Consider the following 18,010-nt stretch of genomic DNA (forward strand, 5'->3'; position numbering starts at 1 on the left):
GGGGGCTCACGTGACGGCCTGGACCGTCATGTTGCGTGGCATCAGGTACCGGGCCGGCCGGTCGTTCGTGGTCTTTCTCCTCGCCGTGACGGCGACCACGGCGGCCGTGCTCACCCCCGCGTACAGCCGTGCCGCGCAGCAGTCCGTCCTCACCGACGGCCTGTCCGTCGCGTCCACCGACGCGACCGGGCTGACCGTCGGCGCGCAGGGCACGAAAGACAGCGCCGCGTACCTGGACCTGGCCGAGATCCGGCTGGCCACGAACGCGGCCCTCGACCAGGACCAACTGCTCGCCGACCGGCTCGACCGCCCGGTCGCGGCCATCGACACGGAGGTCACCTACGCCGAGGCCGGCGCCCGCCTCGCCTACCGCCAGGACGTCTGCGGCCAGCTCGAGCTCGCCGGCGCCTGCCCCGACAACCCGGGCGAGGTCGCGGTCAGCCGCCGCACCGCCGACGCGCACCACCTCAAGCCCGGCGACCCGCTCGTCGTGCACCTCGGACCGGCCGGCGCCGGGCGGGACAAGACCTTCAAGATCACTGGGCTGTACACCCCGAAGGACGCCGACGCCGCGTACTGGGGGCGCACCGCGTACTTCAGCGCCGGCTCCGGCGGCGACGGGGAGCGGGCCGACGCGCTGTTCAGCCTGACCGAGGACGACCTGCGGGCGGAGCCGGCGGCGACGCTGTCGACGCGGCTGGAGTACCCGCTGCGCGCCGGCCGCGTCCGCCTCGACGACGTCGCCGGCCTCCGCGCGAGCCTGCGCACGCTCGCCGACCGGATGCGCGGGCGCGAGCTCGAGGTCACCACCACGCTGCCGTCGGTCCTGCAGGGCATCGACGCGGACCAGGGCGCGATCGCGCGGACGGCGCCCGTCATCGCGGTACCGCTGCTGCTGTTGTGCTGGTTCGTGCTCTTCCTGCTCGTCGCGTCGCTCACCGAGGAGCGCGGCCCGGAGATCGCGCTGGCCAAGCTGCGCGGCTATCCGGCCGGGCGCGCGGCCCGCTTCGGCCTCGGGGAGGTGCTGCTGCTCACCGCCGCCGCCGTCCCGGTCGGCCTCGTCGCCGGGCTCGGGCTCGTCCAGGTCGCCGCGGGGGCGCTGCTCGCCCCCGGGGTGCACGCGGAGCTGCGCTGGCCGGTCCTCGCCGCGGCCGGGATCGCCCTGCTCGCCGGCGTCGTCGCCGCGCTGCTGGCGGCCCGGGCCACCCTCGCCCGCCCGGTGCTCGGCCTGCTGCGCCGCGTGCCCGAGCGCGGCGGCTGGAAGGCCGGGCTCGCCGAAGGCGTCGTCGTCGCGCTCGCCGCGGCCAGCCTGGTCGCCGCCGCCGGCGACCGCACCTCCCCGCTGGCCCTGCTCGCCCCGCCGCTGCTCGCGCTGGTGCTCGGCATCGCCGCGGCCCGCCTGCTCGGGCTGTGGTCGGTGGCCCGGCTGCGCCTGGCCCGCCGGCGTGGCCGGATCGTGCCGCTGCTGTCCGCCGCGCAGCTGTCGCGGCGCCCGGGCGGGCAGCGCCTCGTCGTGGTGGTCACCGTGGCCGTCGCGCTGCTCTCCTTCGCCGCGACCGCCTGGGACGTCGCCGCGCGGGCGCGCGGCGACGCCGCCGAGGACGCGGTCGGGGCGCAGCGGGTCTACACGGTCAACGCCCCGCACCCGGACGCGCTGGAGGCGGCGGTGGCCAAGGCCGACCCCGGCGGGCACGCCATGGCGGTGGTACGGGCCAGCCAGCGCTTCGACAACGCCCCCGTCGAGCTGCTCGGGGTGCAGGCCGACCGGCTCGCCGACGTGGCCGTCTGGCGCGGGCACTCCCGCGAGCAGGTCGGCGCCATCGCCGCGCGCCTGCACCCGGCGGCCGCCGACCCGCTGCGCCTGGGCCGCGAGCTCAGCGCCGAGGTGAGCGTCGACGCGCTGCCGGCCAGGCCCGCGCTGCGCCTGGCCGCGATCGTGGCCGACCCCGGGCAGCCGCCGCGCACCGTCACGCTCGGCCCGCTGGCCAAGGGCACGCACAGCTACCACGCGGCGCTCGTGGGCTGCGCCGCCGGGTGCCGGCTCATCGGCCTCGCGGTCGGCCGGGCCGCCGGCGGCAGCGACCCGTTCGCCGTCACCGTCGCCGTGCGCGGTCTGACCAGCGACGGCGGCCCGCTCAGCCCCGGCTTCGACCTCGCCGGGCGCTGGCTGGCCCGGCCGGCCGCGGCCGGCCGGGCGACGGTGACCGTGCGCGCGGGCGCGGCCCTGGGCATCGACGTCTCCGGCAGCGACCCGGCCGACGCCGTGGTCGAGCACGTGGACACCCCGGACACGCTGCCGGCGGTGCTCGCCGGCGGCGCGCCGACCGACGACGCCCGGGCCGCCGCGTTCAGCCTGCCCGGCTTCTCGGACCAGCCGCAGCCGTTCACCGTCGCGGACCGCGCCGACAGCCTCCCGCGGGCCGGGCGCCGTGCGGTGATGTTCGACCTCGACTACGCCACCCGCATGGCGGAGCGCACCGCGAGCCTCGCCGACAACGGCAACCTGCGCTACGAGGTGTGGGCCGGGGCCGGCGCGCCGGCGGACCTGGGCGCCCGGCTCGGGGCCCAGGGCGTGCAGGTGCTCGGCACCGAGTCGATCGACGGGTTCACCGACCGGCTCGCCCGGGGCGCCCCCGCGCTCGGGCTCTGGCTCTACCTGCTGGCCGGGGGCGCGGCGATCCTGCTGGCGCTCGGGGTCGTGCTGCTCAGCGCGTACGTCGGGGTGCGGGCCCGCCTCTACGAGCTCGCCGCGCTGCGGGTCGCCGGGGTGCGGGCCGGTCAGCTGCGGCGGGCGTTGTTCCGGGAGTACCGCGCGCTGCTCGGCCTGCCGCTCGTCGTCGGGCTGGCCGCCGGGATCGCCGGCGCGCTGGTCATGCTGCCCGGGATTCCGCTGGTGAGCGTCGGGGAGCCGGCCGGCTCGTTCTCCTACGAGCCCGGGTTCGGCGCGCTGCCGGTCGCGCTCGGGCTGACCGTGCTGGGGCTGCTGGTGACCGTGGCGCTGGTGCTGCGGCTGCTCGGGCGGGCCACGCCGGCGCGGCTGCGGGACGGTGCCCAGTGAGCGGTCCGGAGCGGAGCGGAGGGGCCGCTCACCATGGGTTCAGTGTTGACTCGCGGCGGTGCCGGAGCGAAGCGGAGGTGCCGTCGTGAGCGCCGGGCTGGCGGTCATGTGCCGCGGGCTGGTGTACATCTACCGGCTGGAGGGCTACGACGTCGTCGCGCTGTCCGGGGTCGACCTGGACATCTCGGCCGGCGAGTCGGTCGCCCTGCTCGGCCCCTCGGGCTCGGGCAAGTCCACGCTGCTGTCGCTGCTGGCCGGGCTGCTGCCGCCGTCGGCCGGGCGGCTCACGGTCGGCGCGCACGACCTCGTGCGGGCCACGGGAGCCGAGCTGCAGGCGATGCGCGCGGCCGACGTCGGGGTGGTGCTGCAGGGGGCCTCGCGCAACCTGCTGCCGTACCTCACCGCCGAGCAGAACATCCGGTTCGCCCAGCGGGGAGTGCCCGGCGACCGGCGCCGCGGGCTGCCCGAGCCGCGCGAGGTGCTCGCGACGGTCGGGCTCACCGGGCGCGGACGCAACCGGCAGCGCCCGCAGCGACTCTCTCCTGGTGAGCGCCAGCGGTTGGCGCTCGCCGTGGGGCTGGCCGGACGGCCGGGCCTGCTGCTCGCGGACGAGCCGACCAGCCAGCTCGACACCCGGGCGCGCGACGAGGTGCTCACGGCCCTCGACGCGGTCCGCCGGGCGGGCACGACCGTGGTGGTCGTGACCCACGACCCGGACGTCGGGCGCCGCATGGGCCGGACGGTCACCATCCGCGACGGCCGGGTCGGGGCGGAGGGCCGGCGCGGAGAGGACTACGCGGTCGTGGGTCGCGACGGTACCGTGCATCTGCCGCAGGACGTGCTGCGCATGCTGCCACCGGGAACGCTCGTGGGCGTCGAGCCCCAGCCCGACGGCACCGTGCTGCTGGTCCCGGCTCGAGCCAACGTGGAGGGTGTGCAGTGAAGACACTGACGGTCGATGGGGTCACGGTCGCCTACGAGCGGGACCACCCCGTCCTGCGCGACGTGTCCGTCGTGGTGTCCCCGGGCCAGATCCTGGCCGTGACCGGGCCGTCGGGCGCCGGCAAGACGACGCTGCTGTGGGCGATGGCCGGGCTGCTGCGCCCCGCCGAGGGCGCCGTGACGGTCGACGCGACGCCGCTGCGCGACCGCGACCACGCCGTCGCCGAGCGCGTGGTGCTGATCCCGCAGGACAACGGGCTGGCCGCGATCCTCACCGCGCAGGAGAACATCCAGGTCGCCATGATCGCGGGCGGCGCGCCTCCCGCCGACGCCCGGCGCGCCACCGTCTCCTCGCTGGAGCGCCTCGGCCTCGCCGGCCAGGCCGACCAGCTCGTGGAGGAGCTGTCCGGCGGTCAGCAGCAGCGCACGGCGATCGCGCGGGGCCTGGCCCTGCACGGCGACGTGCTGCTCGCCGACGAGGTGACGAGCGAGCTGGACGCGACCAACCGGCAGAAGGTGATGGAGCTGCTGCAGGAGGAGGCCCGGCGCGGGGCGGCGGTGGTCTTCGCGACCCACGACCCGGAGGCGGCGGCCGCGTGCGACCGCGAGCTGCACCTCTCGGACGGCGCGGCCCAGCTCGTGCGGGGCTGACCCTTCTCCGTAGGGGCGCGGCCTTTCGGCCGCGCCCATACGGTCACTCCGCGAGGGCGGCGCGGAGGCCGGTCAGGTCCTCGGGCGCCTTGCGGCGGGTCTCGCCGAGGCGGCGGACCAGCTCCACCAGGGTCTTGCGCTGCTGCTCCACCTGCTGGTCGGCCCGCTCCCGGGCGTGCCGGATGCTGTCCCGCCGGCCGCCCGCCTCCATACGGCCGGCGAAGATGCCGCGGACCCCGGCGAACGCGAAGACCAGCGCCACGAGCACGAGCACGACGGCGAACCCGAACGGCACCGCGACCGCCGCGGCGAGCAGCAGGACGGCGGCGGCGAACCAGGCACAGCGCTGCCACGCCTTGGACGGCCCTTCGGGGAAGCGCGCTTCGATCGCCCGTTGCAGCCCGTCGACGTCGGCGGGCATCGGCCCGTTGGCCCGGACGCGAACCGACTGCCGCTCGACGACGACCGTCTGCTCCTGCGGGTCGGGCACGTCGGTCTCCGCGCACAGCGCCTCGCCGACCGCGAGCAGGCGGTCCCGCAGCACCCGCCGGGCCAGCGCGCGTGGCCCCGGCGGCTCTCCGAACGCGTCCGCCACCAGCAGCGTCAGCGGCAGCCCCACCGGATCGTCCCAGCGTCCGGCCGGGGTGAGCTCGCGATCGTCGATCACCGCCCGCAGTTCCTGGATCCGCCGCAGCGTCGCCGACTCCTCGTCGCTGCCCTCGTCCACGAGGCTTGGCAGCAGCGCCTCCAGCGCCGCCCGGCTCCCGGCGCCTTCCTCCGGGGCGGCCGCCAGGCCGGTCGAAGCGGCCCAGTCCCGGAGGGCGGCGAGGCGGGACCCCGCGGTCAGGGCGGCGACGGCCCCGCGGTCCGAGGCGGAAGTCAGGCCCGTCACCGGTACCGTCGCCGGCAGGTCCTGGGTCCGGTCCGTGAGCCAGCGGTCGAGGGCCGCGCGCCGCTCGTCGTCGAGGCCGGCGACGAGAGCGGCCAGCCGCGCGGCGACGAGCTCCCGGGCCGCGTCGCCGAGGTGGCCGTCGGCGGCGGCCGTCCAGACCGCGCGCTCGGCCGCGGTGAGCTGGGTGTCGGCCGCGAGCTCGGGCAGGGCCCCGCCCACCCACCGGACGTCGGCGGCGGCGCCCGACATGACGAGCAGCAGCGCGGTCCGTCGGAGGTCACGCCCGGCGGCGCGGTCGAGGTCGGCGGAGGGGTCGTCGCCCCGGCTGAGGGCGGCCAGGGCGGACGCGGCGGGGGACAGCCAGTACCCGTCGACGTCGGCCAGGGTGGCGGGCAGGGCCGGGGCGGCGCCGGCCCGGAAGGCCAGGACCTGACGCATCCGGTACCGGGCGCGGGCGGCCTCGTCGAAGCCGGCGAGATCGGCCCGCAGGTCGCTGAGCTCGACGAACGCGTCGAAGGACCGGATCAGCCGGCTGAGGCGCTGCTCCAGGGAGCCCTGCAGCCGGGACAGCTGCGAGCGCAGCGCCCGGCTCTCGGCGCGCTGGCCGTCGAGCGAGGACTCGATCTCGCGGATCGCCCGCTGCTGCTTGTAGTCCTGCCAGCTGTCGCTGACGAGCCAGTCCTGGAACGCGCTGTCGGACACCGGGAAGGACCTCCTGCCGATCGATCTCTCCGGCACGGTACCGATGTCGCGCCAATCCGGCCGGTTCGGCCGGGTCCGACTTTTCCTGACAAACGCCGACGCATATGGTTAGACGTCTATGTCTGCTACGGGGAGGTCCGGCATGAGGAAACGTCTGTTGGTGGCCGCTGCGGTCGTGGCCGCCGGGGTCGGGGTCGTCGCGGTGCCCGAGGCGCAGGCCGCGGCCGGGCCCGTCGCGCTGCCCGCGGGCCAGTACACGCTCGCCGCCGACTACCACCGCTACGACGCGCTCAACGATGCGCTCGCGGCCACGCTCGGCACCGCGGCCGTGCACACCGTCATGGACAACGCCAACCACGACCGGACCGGGATCACCGACTCGCTCGGGATCGCCGGCTTCCAGACCGGGTTCCGGTTCGACAGCGGCGACAACAGCGACTGCGCCAACTATCCGCAGGGCATCACCACCAGCCGCGACGCGGTCGGGACGGCCGGCGGCGGCAACTACGACGGGCATCAGCTCGTGCTCGTGAGCTGGTACACCAAGGACGGCTGCGACGGGGACTCCGCGCGCAGCCGGATCACGCTGGTCGACTGGGACGCCACCTACCCGAACAAGTACCGGAAGATCCTGCTCGTCGAGGCCACCGGGACCGCGGACGCGCCCAGCTTCAAGGACGTGAAGGTCCACGCCGGCGGGGTGTCGTGGTACGGGGACCACCTGTACGTGGCCGACACCGGGCACGGGCTGCGGGTGTTCGACCTGCGCAAGATCCTCGAGACGGACACCGGGGGCACCGCGGACCAGATCGGGCGGCAGGCCGACGGGGCGACGTACTACGCGCACAACTACGCGTACGTGCTGCCGCAGGTCGGAACCGTCACCGCGGCGACCACGTCGGGCACGGCGCTCGCCTGGTCGACCGTCTCGCTCGACCGGGTCGACCGGTCGCTGGTGATGACGGAGTTCACCTGCTCGTCCGGCTGCACCGACTACCCGAACCGGGCGCCGCGGGCGGTGCGGTTCCCGTTCGCCGCCGGCGGGACCACGTTCGCCGCGGCCACGACCGCCTCGCAGGCGCTGCAGCTGCCCTGGTACAAGCTCAACGGGGTGGCCTCGCACAACGGGCGCTGGTGGTTCAACTCGTCCGGGTCCAAACAGCTGTACTACTGGACGCCCGCCGACGGCGCTCACACGTACGCGTGGGTGAGCGGCGGGGAGAGCATCAGCTACTGGGAGGACGCGACCGGGCCGGACCTGCTCTGGTCGCTGCAGGAGATTGTCGGGCACCGCAATGTCTTCGCTGTGACTCAAGCGACCTACGGGGCCTGATTCGGGAGTACATTGCTCCCGTTTTCCAGACCGGGGACGATGGGGAGAGCGACATGAGCCAGACCGACATTGACGACCCCGACCTGACCGGCGACGCGCTCGCCACGGTCGAGCCGGCCTCCGCGATCGTTCCGGCCCAGGCCGGGGCGCCGGAGCAGGAGCACTCGCGCTTCGACGAGGCGGCCGAGAAGGTCACCACGTTCGCGTCCGGGGCGGCGGAGCGGGTGGGCGACTTCGCGGCGAGCACGGCGGCCGCGTCCGGGCGCGTGGCGTCGCAGGTCGTCGACCGGCTGCGCAACAACGCGGAGCTGGCCGCCGACCGCGGTACCACCACCATCGCCGACGAGGTGGTGGAGAAGATCGCCGGGATCGCCGCGCGGCAGGTCGAGGGCGTGTACGACCTCGGCGGCGACGTCGCCCGGGTGTTCGCGTCGGTGCGCGACCGCATCGGGCTCGGCGACGACGAGCGGGAGAACGGCAACCGGGGCGTCACCGTGCGCCTGGAGGGGCGCAACGCCACGGTGCGCGTCACGCTCGTGATCGAGTACGGCTACGTGGTGTACTCGGTGGCCGAAAAGGTGCGCACGCAGGTCATCGGCTCGGTCGAGAACCTGCTGGGCCTCGAGGTGACCGCGGTCGACATCGTCGTGGACGACGTGCACGTCGCGGAGCAGGAGAAGTCGGCCGCTTAGCGCCATCGCTGGGGCCCGCACCGGGAAGGAGCGGGCCTTAGCGATCGTTCAGGTGGGCCGCTAGCATCATGGTTATGGACGCCCACGAGATCGCCGACGGGCGCGCGCGCTGGCAGCGCCGCTACGACGAGGCCCGCAAGCGCGACGCCGACTTCACCACGCTGTCCGGCTCGCCGGTCGAGCCCGTGTACGGACCGCCCGAGGACGCCGACGTGCCCGGATTCGAGCGCATCGGCTGGCCCGGCGAGTACCCGTACACCCGCGGCCTGCACGCGACCGGGTACCGCGGGCGGACGTGGACCATCCGCCAGTTCTCCGGGTTCGGCAACGCGCAGCAGACCAACGCGCGGTACAAGATGCTGCTCGGCGCGGGCGGCGGCGGCCTCTCGGTGGCCTTCGACATGCCGACGCTGATGGGCCGCGACTCCGACGAGCCGCAGTCGCTGGGCGAGGTCGGGCACTGCGGCGTCGCGATCGACTCCGCCGCCGACATGGACGTGCTCTTCGACGGCATCCCGCTGGCCGACGTGACCACGAGCATGACCATCTCCGGGCCGGCGGTGCCGGTGTTCTGCATGTACCTGGTGGCGGCCGAGCGGCAGGGGGCCGACCTCTCGCGGCTGGACGGCACGCTGCAGACGGACATCTTCAAGGAGTACATCGCGCAGAAGGAGTGGCTCTTCCCGCCCGAGCCGCACCTGCGCCTCATCGGCGACCTCATGGAGTACACCAACCGGCACATCCCGCGGTACAAGCCGCTGTCGGTGTCCGGTTACCACATCCGCGAGGCCGGGTCGACCGCCGCGCAGGAGCTCGCGTTCACGCTCGCCGACGGCTTCGGCTACGTCGAGCTGGGCCAGTCCCGCGGGCTGGACGTCAACACCTTCGCGCCCGGGCTGAGCTTCTTCTTCGACGCGCACATCGACTTCTTCGAGGAGATCGCCAAGTTCCGCGCGGCCCGGCGCATCTGGGCCCGTTGGCTGCGCGACGTCTACGGGGCCACCAGCGAGAAGGCGCTCTGGCTGCGCTTCCACACGCAGACCGCGGGCGTGTCGCTGACGGCGCAGCAGCCGTACAACAACGTCGTGCGCACCGCCGTCGAGGCGCTCTCGGCCGTGCTCGGCGGCACCAACTCGCTGCACACCAACGCGCTGGACGAGACCCTCGCGCTGCCGACCGACGAGGCGGCCGAGATCGCCCTGCGCACCCAGCAGGTGCTCATGGAGGAGACCGGCATCACGAACGTCGCCGACCCGCTCGGCGGTTCCTGGTACGTCGAGGCGCTCACCGACCGCATCGAGGCCGAGGCGGAGGCGATCTTCGCCCGCGTCCGCGACATGGGCCAGGACGGCTCGATCACCGCCGGCATCCTGCGCGGGATCGAGGACGGCTGGTTCATGTCCGAGATCGCCGACTCCGCCTTCGCCTACCAGCAGGCGGTCGAGAAGGGCGACAAGCGCGTCGTCGGGGTCAACGTGCACACCGGCTCGCTCACCCGCGACCTGGACATCATGCGCGTCTCCCACGAGGTCGAGGTGGAGCAGAAGAAGCTCCTGACCGAGCGGCGCACGCAGCGCGACAACGCCGTCGTCAAGGAGCGGCTGGAGCGCATGGTGGCGGCGGCCCGCGGCGGGGAGAACATGATCCCGTCGATGCTTGACGCGGCCCGGGCCGAGGCGACGCTGGGCGAGATCTGCGGCGCGCTGAAGGAGGAGTGGGGCATCTACCGCGAGCCCGCGCGGTTCTAGCCATCTCCCGTTACCCAACCGCAATACAAGACCGCAACCGGTACCGTCCCCCGCTGGTCTGTTTACGAACGACCTTGACCACGGGGGAGGGGCCTTGCTGGCACTCGTGCTCGCAGCGCTGCGGGCCCGGCGCGTCCAGGCGCTGACGTTGGTGCTGCTCAGCACCCTTGCCGGCGCAGCTGCGGCGGCCGCGCCGTGGTACGTGCTGGCCTCGACGGAACGGATCGCCACGCGGCACGTGGACAACGCGCCGATCCAGGAACGGTCCCTGGAGACCATCGGCGAGGGTCCCGTCGAGGGTGGCTCGGTCGAGGCGCAGATCGCCGCCCAGGCCGAGCTGACCCAGCGCATCGTGGGGCTGTCGGGCTTCGTGACGTACACCGAGGCGTTCCTCGACGGCACGCCCAGCACCGGCAGTTCGCAGGGGACCAAGGGCGGCGGCACCGACGCGCGCAACACCGACTCCCCGCTCGCCGTGCGCACCGACGTCTGCTCGCACGCGACGTTCGAGGGCCGCTGCCCGTCGGCCGCCGACGAGGTCGCGGTGAGCTACCGCACCGCCCGGTGGCTGCGGGTCAAGGCCGGCGACACGCTGGCCTACGGCGCGGTGACGCTGACCAAGCCGCTGCAGCTCAAGGTCGTCGGCGTGTACCGCCCCGACGACCCCGCCGCCCCGTTCTGGAGCAGCAACGCCGACCTCGTCGCGCAGACCCTGCCGACCAGCGCCCCGCCGGAGATGACCGAGCCGGTCGACGACGCGCTGCTGGCCGCGCCCGCGCTGTTCGACAAGAGCCTGTCCGGCGTCACCATCCGCACGATCGTCGACATGGTCGCGCAGCCGCGGCTGCTCGTCGACAACGCGCCCGGGGACGTCACCGACCGCCTGGCCGGGGCGACCGTCGAGGCGGGCAACAACCGGCTGACGCTCAACACCCAGCTGCCCGAGACCATCGGCAAGGTCGAGCGCGACCGGCAGCTGGTGTCCCTGGGCGTGCCGGTCGGCGCCTTCCAGCTGCTCATCCTGTGCTGGTTTGCGCTGTACCTCGCGGTCAAGTACACCGGCGAGGAGCGGCGCCCCGACGTCGGCCTGGTGAAGCTGCGCGGCGCCACCCGCCTGCGCACGTGGGCCCTCGTCAGCGGGCAGAGCGCCCTGCCGATGCTGGCCGGCGCGCTGCTCGGGCTGCCCATCGGCTACGCCGCCGCCACCGCCGTCAACGGGACCATCAACGACACCCGGGTCAACGCGCTCGCGTTCGGGCTGTCGGTCGGCGCGGTCGTCGTGGCCGTGCTCGGCGCCCTGCTCGCCGCGCTGCTGGCCGAGCGCCGCTCGCTCTCCTCCAGCGTCTCCGACCTGCTGCGCCAGGCCTCGGCCCGCAACCGCGTCTGGCGCGACCTGTTCGACCTCGTGCTCGTCGTGCTCGCGGTCGTCGCCGTCTACCAGGTCAAGCACCGCGCCGCGGGCGACGCGGCCGGCCTCGCGCTGCTCGCGCCCGGGCTCGCCGCGCTGGCCTTCGCGCTCGTCGCCGCGCGGCTGATCACGTTCACCGCGGGCCGGATGGTCGAGGGGGCGCTGCGCCACGGCCACCCCGGCCGTGCGCTCACCGCCATCTACCTCGCCCGCCGACCCGGGGTGCACCGGCTCGCCGCGCTCATGATCGCGACGGTCGCGCTGCTGTGCACGTCGGCGCTGACCTGGAACGCCGGGCGCAGCGCGGGCGAGACCCGGGCCCAGCTCGAGGTCGGCGCGGACAAGGTGCTCACGGTGCGGGCCGAGAACCGCCTCGCGCTGCTCAACGCCGTGCGGGCGACCGACCCGGACGGCAGGTTCGCGATGGCCGCGGTCGCCTCGGTGATCTCCAACAACGACCGGGTGCTGCTCGTGGACAGCCCGCGGCTGGCCGCGGTGGCGACCTGGCGGCCCGAGTACGGGCCGAGCGCCGCCCAGACCGCGGCCCTGCTGCACCCGGCCGCCCCGGCGCCGGTGAGCATGACCGGCGGGGAGCTGACGGCCGACATCACGACCCACTTCGCCACCGAGGAAGCCGGCCGGGTGGTGTACCTCGACGCCGTCTTCGGCAACGCGAAGGGCGAGCGGATCGCCGCCCGGTTCGGCCCGCTCGCCGAGGGCCGGACGACCCTGAAGGCCCCGGTGCCCGGCTGCGAGAGCCCGCCCGGCTGCCGGCTCAGCTCGCTGCAGATCGTGCAGAGCACGCAGGAGCAGAAGATCTTCTTCGCGGCCCGGCCCGGCCCCGACGTCGTCGTGCACGGCCTGACCGCGGGCGGCCAGGCGGTGCTGAGCAAGGAGCTGCTCGCCGACCGGACGCGCTGGCGCCTCGGCGTCAACGGCAACCCGCCCAACCTCATCGTCACCCCGGTCGCCGACGGGCTGCACCTGACCGTCGCGCCGGTGCGCAGCAGCGGGGTGAGCGACCCGGGCGTGTACCCGCTCGACACCCCGGCCCCGCTGCCCAGCGTGCGGGCCACCCGGCTGCAGCCGCGGCTGGTGGGCGACCAGCGGGTCAGCTACGGCTCGGTGTCGATCTCGGAGGACGTCGCCGCGACCGCGCGGGCGCTGCCCCGGCTCGGCACCCGCGGCGTGCTCATCGACCTCGAGTACGCCGACCGGCTCGGGGCCGACTTCGGCGCGGGGGAGTCGCTGCAGGTGTGGCTCAACGCGAGCGCCCCGGCGAACATCACGCAGCTGCTGCAGGACCGGGGCCTGATCGTGCTCGGTGAGGAGACGATCGACGGCACCGCCGACCGGTACGCCTCCTTCGGCCCGCCGCTCACCCTGCAGTTCATGCTGCTGTCCGGGATCGTCGGCTTCGCCCTGGCCATCGGGGCGGCGACCGTCGTCGGCGCCGTCGAGCGCCGCCCGCGGGCCCGGGAGCTGGACGCGCTGCGGTCCCAGGGCGCACCGGCCGGCCTGATAAGACGCGTCGGCATAGAGGGGTACCTGGTGCTGGCCATCTCCTCGCTGGTGTTCGGGCTGATACTGGCCGCGGTCATCCGGGCCTACATCGGCGACGTCCTGCCCTACTTCGCCGACGGTTGGAGCGCGCCGTGAGTGGTCCGGAGCGCAGCGGAGGGGCCGCTCACCACGGGTACGGCTCGACGGTCATGACGGCGCCGGAGCTCGCGGAGGTGGCGGCATGATCGGGCTGGCCCTTGCCATGGTGCGGGCTCGGCCCGGGCAGGCCCTCACCGCGTTCCTGCTGGCCGTGTTCGCGATGGCGGCGGCCGTCAGTGCCCCGGTGTACTCCACGACCGCCGACCGCGCCGTGGTGCACAGCCAGGTCGCGGCAGCGCCCACGAGCGAGCGCGTCGTGCAGGCGCGGCGCACCTCGCCCTCGCCCCAGGACCACGAGTTCGAGAACCTGCTGCCGCAGCTGTTCAACGGCGGCGGCTTCGCGAGCGTGTTCAGCACCGAGTACGACATCATGATCGTCCCGGACGACCTGAAGATCGAGCCGATCGCGCCGCGGTTCGTGTACCGCGACGACGTGTGCGCCCACGTGCGCATCACGGCCGGCCGGTGCTTCATCAGCGAGACCGAGGTCATCCTCAGCACCGCGCAGGTGCAGCAGCTCGGGGTGCACATCGGCGACGTGCTGCAGGCCGCCTACGCCAAGACGGACCCGAAGGGCGGCGACTACTTCGAGGCCGGCAAGCGCGCCCAGCTCACCCTGGTCGGCTCGTACGACCCGATCAACAAGGCCGAGCAGTACTGGTCCGACCTCGACTACTTCAACCCGCGCGCCAGCGCCCGCTTCACGACCGAGCCCGCCCTCGCCGGCCGGCTGACCCTGGAGGCGATGGAGCACGGCCCGGAGAAGCAGGCCCTCGACGTCGTCATCGACGACTCGGCGATCACCCGCGAGTCGCTGGACGGCATCAGCGCCCAGGTGCAGGCCGGCAAGGGCAAGCTCGAGGCGCTGCCCGGCCACGCGGTCGTCAGCACCGGCCTGCCGGCCCTGCTCACGCGCATCGACGGCGACCGCAGCCTGGTGGCCCAGGTCGTTCCGGTCGCGGCGGTACCGCTCGTGCTGCTGTGCTGGTTCGTGCTGTTCATCGCCGTGGCCTCGGCGACCCAGGAGCGGCGGCGCGAGCTCGGCCTGTTCTCCCTGCGCGGCCTCACCGCCCCGCGGCGCTGGTGGCTCGCGGCCGGCGAGAGCATCGTGCCGATCCTGGCCGGCGCCGTCGCCGGCTTCTTCCTCGGCCACTACCTCGTCCGTTTCGCCGCCTGGGCGCTGCTGAGCACCTCCTCGGACGTGCCGATCTCGGCCGGGCTGAACTGGTGGGCGGGCGTATCCCTCGGCGGTGCGCTGCTGGCCGCCCTGCTCGCCCAGCGCGCCGAGCTGGCCAAGCGGACCGTCGACCTGCTGCGCAACGTGCCCAGCCGGCTGTCGCGCTGGAGCGCGCCGATCTTCGAGGTCGTAGTCGTGGTGCTGGCCGCCGTCTCCGTGGTCCAGCTGCGCCGGGGCGGCAGCGGGCTGACCGGCTTCGCGCTCGTCGCCCCGTCGGCCGTGGTGATCGCCGTCGCCCTGGTCGCGGCCCGCCTCGTGCTGCCCATCGCCGAGCGCATCGGGCGCCGCGCCTCCCGCCGCGGGCGGATCGGGCCGATGCTGGCCGCCTACGCGCTCTCCCGCCGGCCCGGCACCCAGCGCATCCTCGCCCTCTTCGTCGTCGCGATCGGCCTGCTGGTCTTCTCCGCGACCGCGGCCGGCGCGTCCGCCGACGCCCGGGACCACCGCGCCCGGGTCCAGCTCGGCGCGTCGCGGGTGCTCACCGTCGACCCGCTCACCCGCGCGGCGCTGCTGTCGAAGGTCCGCGCCGTCGACCCCCACGGGCAGTTCGCCATGGCGACCGCGATGCTGCCGCCCGCCGAGGACGGCACGCCGCCGGTGCTGGCCGTGGACAGCCAGGCGCTCGCGGCCACCGCGCTGTGGGACGACTCGCGGATCTCCGCGGCCGAGGCGGCCAAGCTGCTGCACCCGCCGCTCGGACACGACCCGATCCAGGTCGACAACAAGGAGATCTCGCTCGACGTCACCATCGACAAGCTCGTCGACGCGTTCCGGGTGCACTGGGTCGCGGTCGTGGTGCCCGTGGACGGGTCCGACGTCGGCCGCGTCGACCTGGGCGCGGTGACCACCGGCCGCAAGACGTACGTGCGCAACCTGCCGATGTGCGTGAACGGCTGCCGGCTCGCGGCGCTGGAGCTCGAGCAGCCCGAGGAGCGCGGCTTCGACGCCACCGTCGTGCTGCACAGCCTCAGCCAGCACGGCAAGGCCATCGTCGACGAGGCGGGCTTCGCGCAGACCGACGGCTGGCGGGTGCCGGAGACGCCGGGGCCGAAGCTGCTCGTGCCGACGCTCACCGGGCAGCAGGACGGGCTGCGGGCCGAGATCTCCAACTACAAGGGCGCCGACACCGCGATGCGGGTCATGCCGACCGACGTGCCCAACCCGCTGCCCCTCATCGCGGCCCGCACCGCCGGCTTCGGCGACCACATCACCGGCCTGGACGGGGCGCTGCAGCCGACCCAGCTCGCCGGCGAGGTCGAGACGGTGCCGCGGCTCGCCTACGGGGGCGGGATCGTCGACCTGGACTACGCCGAGCGGCTCTCGACGGACGGGGGCGACGCGCGGTACCCGCAGATCTTCCTCGGCCCGAAGGCGCCCGCGGACGTCGTGGACCAGCTGCGCAAGCAGGGCCTGACGATCAGCCTCGACCGGCCGCTCGGCCCGGTGCGCGACGCGCTCGACGAGCAGGGGCCGGCCATCGCGCTGCGCTTCCACGAGATGGCCGGGGTGCTGGCGGTGATCCTCGCCGTCGGCGCGCTGTGGCTGGTCGCGAGCCTCGACCGGCAGCGCCGCCGCGGGGAGCTGCGCTCGCTACGCGCGCAGGGCGTCTCGCGCCGGGACGCGTCCGCCAGCGGCTACCTCGCCCTGGTCGGCACCGCGGTCCTGCTCGCCCCGTTCGCGGCACTGGCCAGCTGGCTGCTGGTGCGCGAGTATCTTCCGGTGTTCAGCGACGACGCCCAGGGCTTCAAGGCCGCATACTGGCCGTCGCCGCTGCCCGTCATCGTCGCGTGGGCGGCCGCCGCGGTGGTGCTCGCCGCGGCCGCGGTCGTCGCCGGGGCCAGGCTGCGTGCGGCCGCGACAACGAAGCGCTGAGGGACCACAGCGAGGGAATGGGGACGCGATGAACGGATTGGCGGTCGCCTGCCGGCGGGTCGTGCACATCTACCGGGCCGAGGCGGGCGACGTCGTCGCGCTGGCCGGGGTCGACCTGTCGATCGGGCCGGGCGAGACGCTGGCCCTCGTCGGGCCCTCGGGCTCCGGCAAGTCGACGCTCATCGCCCTGCTCGCCGGGCTCATGCGGCCGTCGGCCGGCCGGGTCAACATCGGCACGTACGACATGGGCAAGCTCTCCGACGGCGAGATCGCCCGGCTGCGCGGGACCGAGATCGGCGTGGTGCTGCAGGGCGCGGCGCGCAACCTGCTGCCGTACGCCTCGCTGCACCGCAACATCTGGCTGGCCCAGCGGCGGGCGGCGCGCACCGAGGGCATCAAGCTCGACGACCCGGACCGCATCCTCGACCTCGTCGGCCTGCCCGGGCTCGGCCGCGCCCGCATCGACGAGCTCGCCCCCGGCGCCCGGCAGCGCGCGGCGCTCGCCGTCGGCATCGCGGCCGGCCCCGGCCTGCTGCTCGTCGACGAGCCCACCAGCCAGCTCGACACGCACGGCCGCGACGAGGTCCTGGAGGCCCTCGAGACCGTCAACCGCGAGCGCAACACCACGATCGTCGTCGTCACCCACGACGGGGACGTCGGCACCCGGCTCGGGCGCGCCGTGACCATCCGCGACGGCCGGGTCGGCGCCGAGGGGCGCGACGGGCAGGACTTCGCGGTGGTGGCGGGCGACGGCACGGTACAGCTGCCACCGGAGGTTCTCGGCGACTTCCCGCCGGGGACGCTCTTCACCGTCGAGCACATCGACGGGTCAGTCACACTGGTTGCGGGTGGATCTGACCGATCACTTGCGGCAGAGCACTAGGGCCACGTGCAAAACTAGGGCCATGACGGACCCACGCCAGTCTCAGTCGATCTTCACCCGCGGGGCGGTGGACCTCGGCGCCCTGGCCGCCCGCAATACCGCGGCCACGGCGCAGCGGTCCGCCCCCGAGGCCGCCGCGGGAGTCCCCGGCGGCGCCAACGTGATCGAGGTCACGGAGGCGAGTTTCCAGCAGGACGTCATCCAGCGCTCGCTGACGGTGCCGGTCGTCGTCGACTTCTACGTCGCCGGCAGCGCGCCCGACCAGCAGTTCTCGCCGCTGCTGACCCAGCTCGCGGCCGAGGGCGGCGGCACCTGGACGCTCGCCCGCGTCGACATCGAGACGAGCCCACGCCTCGCGCAGATGTTCCGCATCCAGAACATCCCGTTCGTCGTGGCCATCGTCGGTGGTCAGCCGGTCGACGCCTTCAACCAGGCGCTGCCCGAGCCGCAACTGCGCCAGTGGATCGACGCGGTGCTCAAGGCGGCCGGCGTCGAGGTCGAGCAGCCCGAGGACCCTCGCCTGCTCGACGCGGACGACGCCATGGCCGACGGCGACCTCGACGCCGCCGAGGCCGCCTACCGCAAGATCCTCGCCGAGACCCCGAACGACATCGTCGCCGAGTCCGGGCTCGCCCAGGTGGGGCTGCTGCGCCGCACCGACGGCATCGACCTGGCGGGCGTGCTCGCCGCGGCCCAGGCCGCCCCCGACGACCTCGACGCGCAGATGCTCGCGGCCGACGTCGAGGTGCTCACCGGCGAGGCCGACAAGGGGTACACGCGCCTGGTCGGACTCATCCGCCGCACGGCGGGCGACGAGCGCGAGGCCGTGCGCAAGCACCTCCTCTCGCTGTTCAGTGTCGCCGGCCCCGACGACCCCGCGGTCGCCAAGGCCCGCCGGGCACTGGCGAGCGCGCTGTTCTGACGGCGGCC

At 74.5% G+C, this 18,010-nt stretch carries 11 protein-coding genes; 10 read left to right on the forward strand and 1 reads right to left on the reverse strand.

What is annotated here, in order from left to right:
• Positions 1-10: 10 nt before the first annotated feature.
• The 3 genes from ACPPVO_RS07395 to ACPPVO_RS07405 all read left to right on the forward strand — a co-directional run bounded on the left by ACPPVO_RS07395 (position 11) and on the right by ACPPVO_RS07405 (position 4,651).
• Positions 11-3,058 carry an FtsX-like permease family protein gene (locus ACPPVO_RS07395; RefSeq protein ID WP_426510504.1) on the forward strand — a complete coding sequence of 1,016 codons (3,048 nt, stop codon included), beginning with the start codon at positions 11-13 and terminating at the stop codon, positions 3,056-3,058.
• Positions 3,059-3,164: 106 nt separating this feature from the next.
• Complete coding sequence (locus ACPPVO_RS07400) at positions 3,165-4,001, forward strand: ABC transporter ATP-binding protein (protein ID WP_426514564.1); 837 nt, start codon at positions 3,165-3,167, stop codon at positions 3,999-4,001.
• Positions 3,998-4,651 carry an ATP-binding cassette domain-containing protein gene (locus ACPPVO_RS07405; RefSeq protein ID WP_360369178.1) on the forward strand — a complete coding sequence of 218 codons (654 nt, stop codon included), beginning with the start codon at positions 3,998-4,000 and terminating at the stop codon, positions 4,649-4,651. Before ACPPVO_RS07400 ends, ACPPVO_RS07405 begins: the two co-directional genes overlap by 4 nt.
• A gap of 43 nt (positions 4,652-4,694) precedes the next feature.
• On the opposite strand, the gene ACPPVO_RS07410 is transcribed toward ACPPVO_RS07405, so the two are convergent.
• Complete coding sequence (locus tag ACPPVO_RS07410) at positions 4,695-6,245, reverse strand: hypothetical protein (protein ID WP_426510505.1); 1,551 nt, start codon at positions 6,243-6,245, stop codon at positions 4,695-4,697.
• A gap of 142 nt (positions 6,246-6,387) precedes the next feature.
• Between ACPPVO_RS07410 and ACPPVO_RS07415 the strand changes: the two genes are divergently transcribed.
• The 7 genes from ACPPVO_RS07415 (at position 6,388) to ACPPVO_RS07445 (ending at position 18,002) form a co-directional block, all read left to right on the forward strand.
• Positions 6,388-7,578, forward strand: coding sequence for a hypothetical protein (locus ACPPVO_RS07415; RefSeq protein ID WP_426510506.1), 1,191 nt, complete (start codon positions 6,388-6,390; stop codon positions 7,576-7,578).
• 53 nt (positions 7,579-7,631) lie between these two features.
• The gene (locus ACPPVO_RS07420) at positions 7,632-8,270 is read left to right on the forward strand and encodes an Asp23/Gls24 family envelope stress response protein (protein WP_426510507.1); all 639 of its coding nucleotides are present in this window, start codon (positions 7,632-7,634) and stop codon (positions 8,268-8,270) included.
• 74 nt (positions 8,271-8,344) lie between these two features.
• Positions 8,345-10,018 (forward strand): acyl-CoA mutase large subunit family protein, encoded by a 1,674-nt coding sequence (locus ACPPVO_RS07425; RefSeq protein ID WP_426510508.1) that lies wholly within the window; start codon positions 8,345-8,347, stop codon positions 10,016-10,018.
• A 94-nt stretch (positions 10,019-10,112) separates the two neighbouring features.
• Entirely contained in the window at positions 10,113-13,085 is a 2,973-nt protein-coding gene (locus tag ACPPVO_RS07430) for an FtsX-like permease family protein (protein WP_426510509.1), read from the forward strand.
• Between the two features lie 85 nt (positions 13,086-13,170).
• Positions 13,171-16,197: an ABC transporter permease gene (locus tag ACPPVO_RS07435; RefSeq protein WP_426510510.1), complete on the forward strand. Its 3,027-nt coding sequence runs from the start codon at positions 13,171-13,173 to the stop codon at positions 16,195-16,197.
• A gap of 28 nt (positions 16,198-16,225) precedes the next feature.
• Entirely contained in the window at positions 16,226-17,080 is an 855-nt protein-coding gene (locus tag ACPPVO_RS07440; protein WP_360369199.1) for an ABC transporter ATP-binding protein, read from the forward strand.
• Between the two features lie 22 nt (positions 17,081-17,102).
• Positions 17,103-18,002 (forward strand): tetratricopeptide repeat protein, encoded by a 900-nt coding sequence (locus tag ACPPVO_RS07445; RefSeq protein ID WP_426510511.1) that lies wholly within the window; start codon positions 17,103-17,105, stop codon positions 18,000-18,002.
• Positions 18,003-18,010 lie beyond the last annotated feature (8 nt).

Origin of the sequence: Dactylosporangium sp. McL0621 (assembly GCF_049995355.1) — a bacterium.
In the GTDB taxonomy this organism is placed as follows: domain Bacteria; phylum Actinomycetota; class Actinomycetes; order Mycobacteriales; family Micromonosporaceae; genus Dactylosporangium.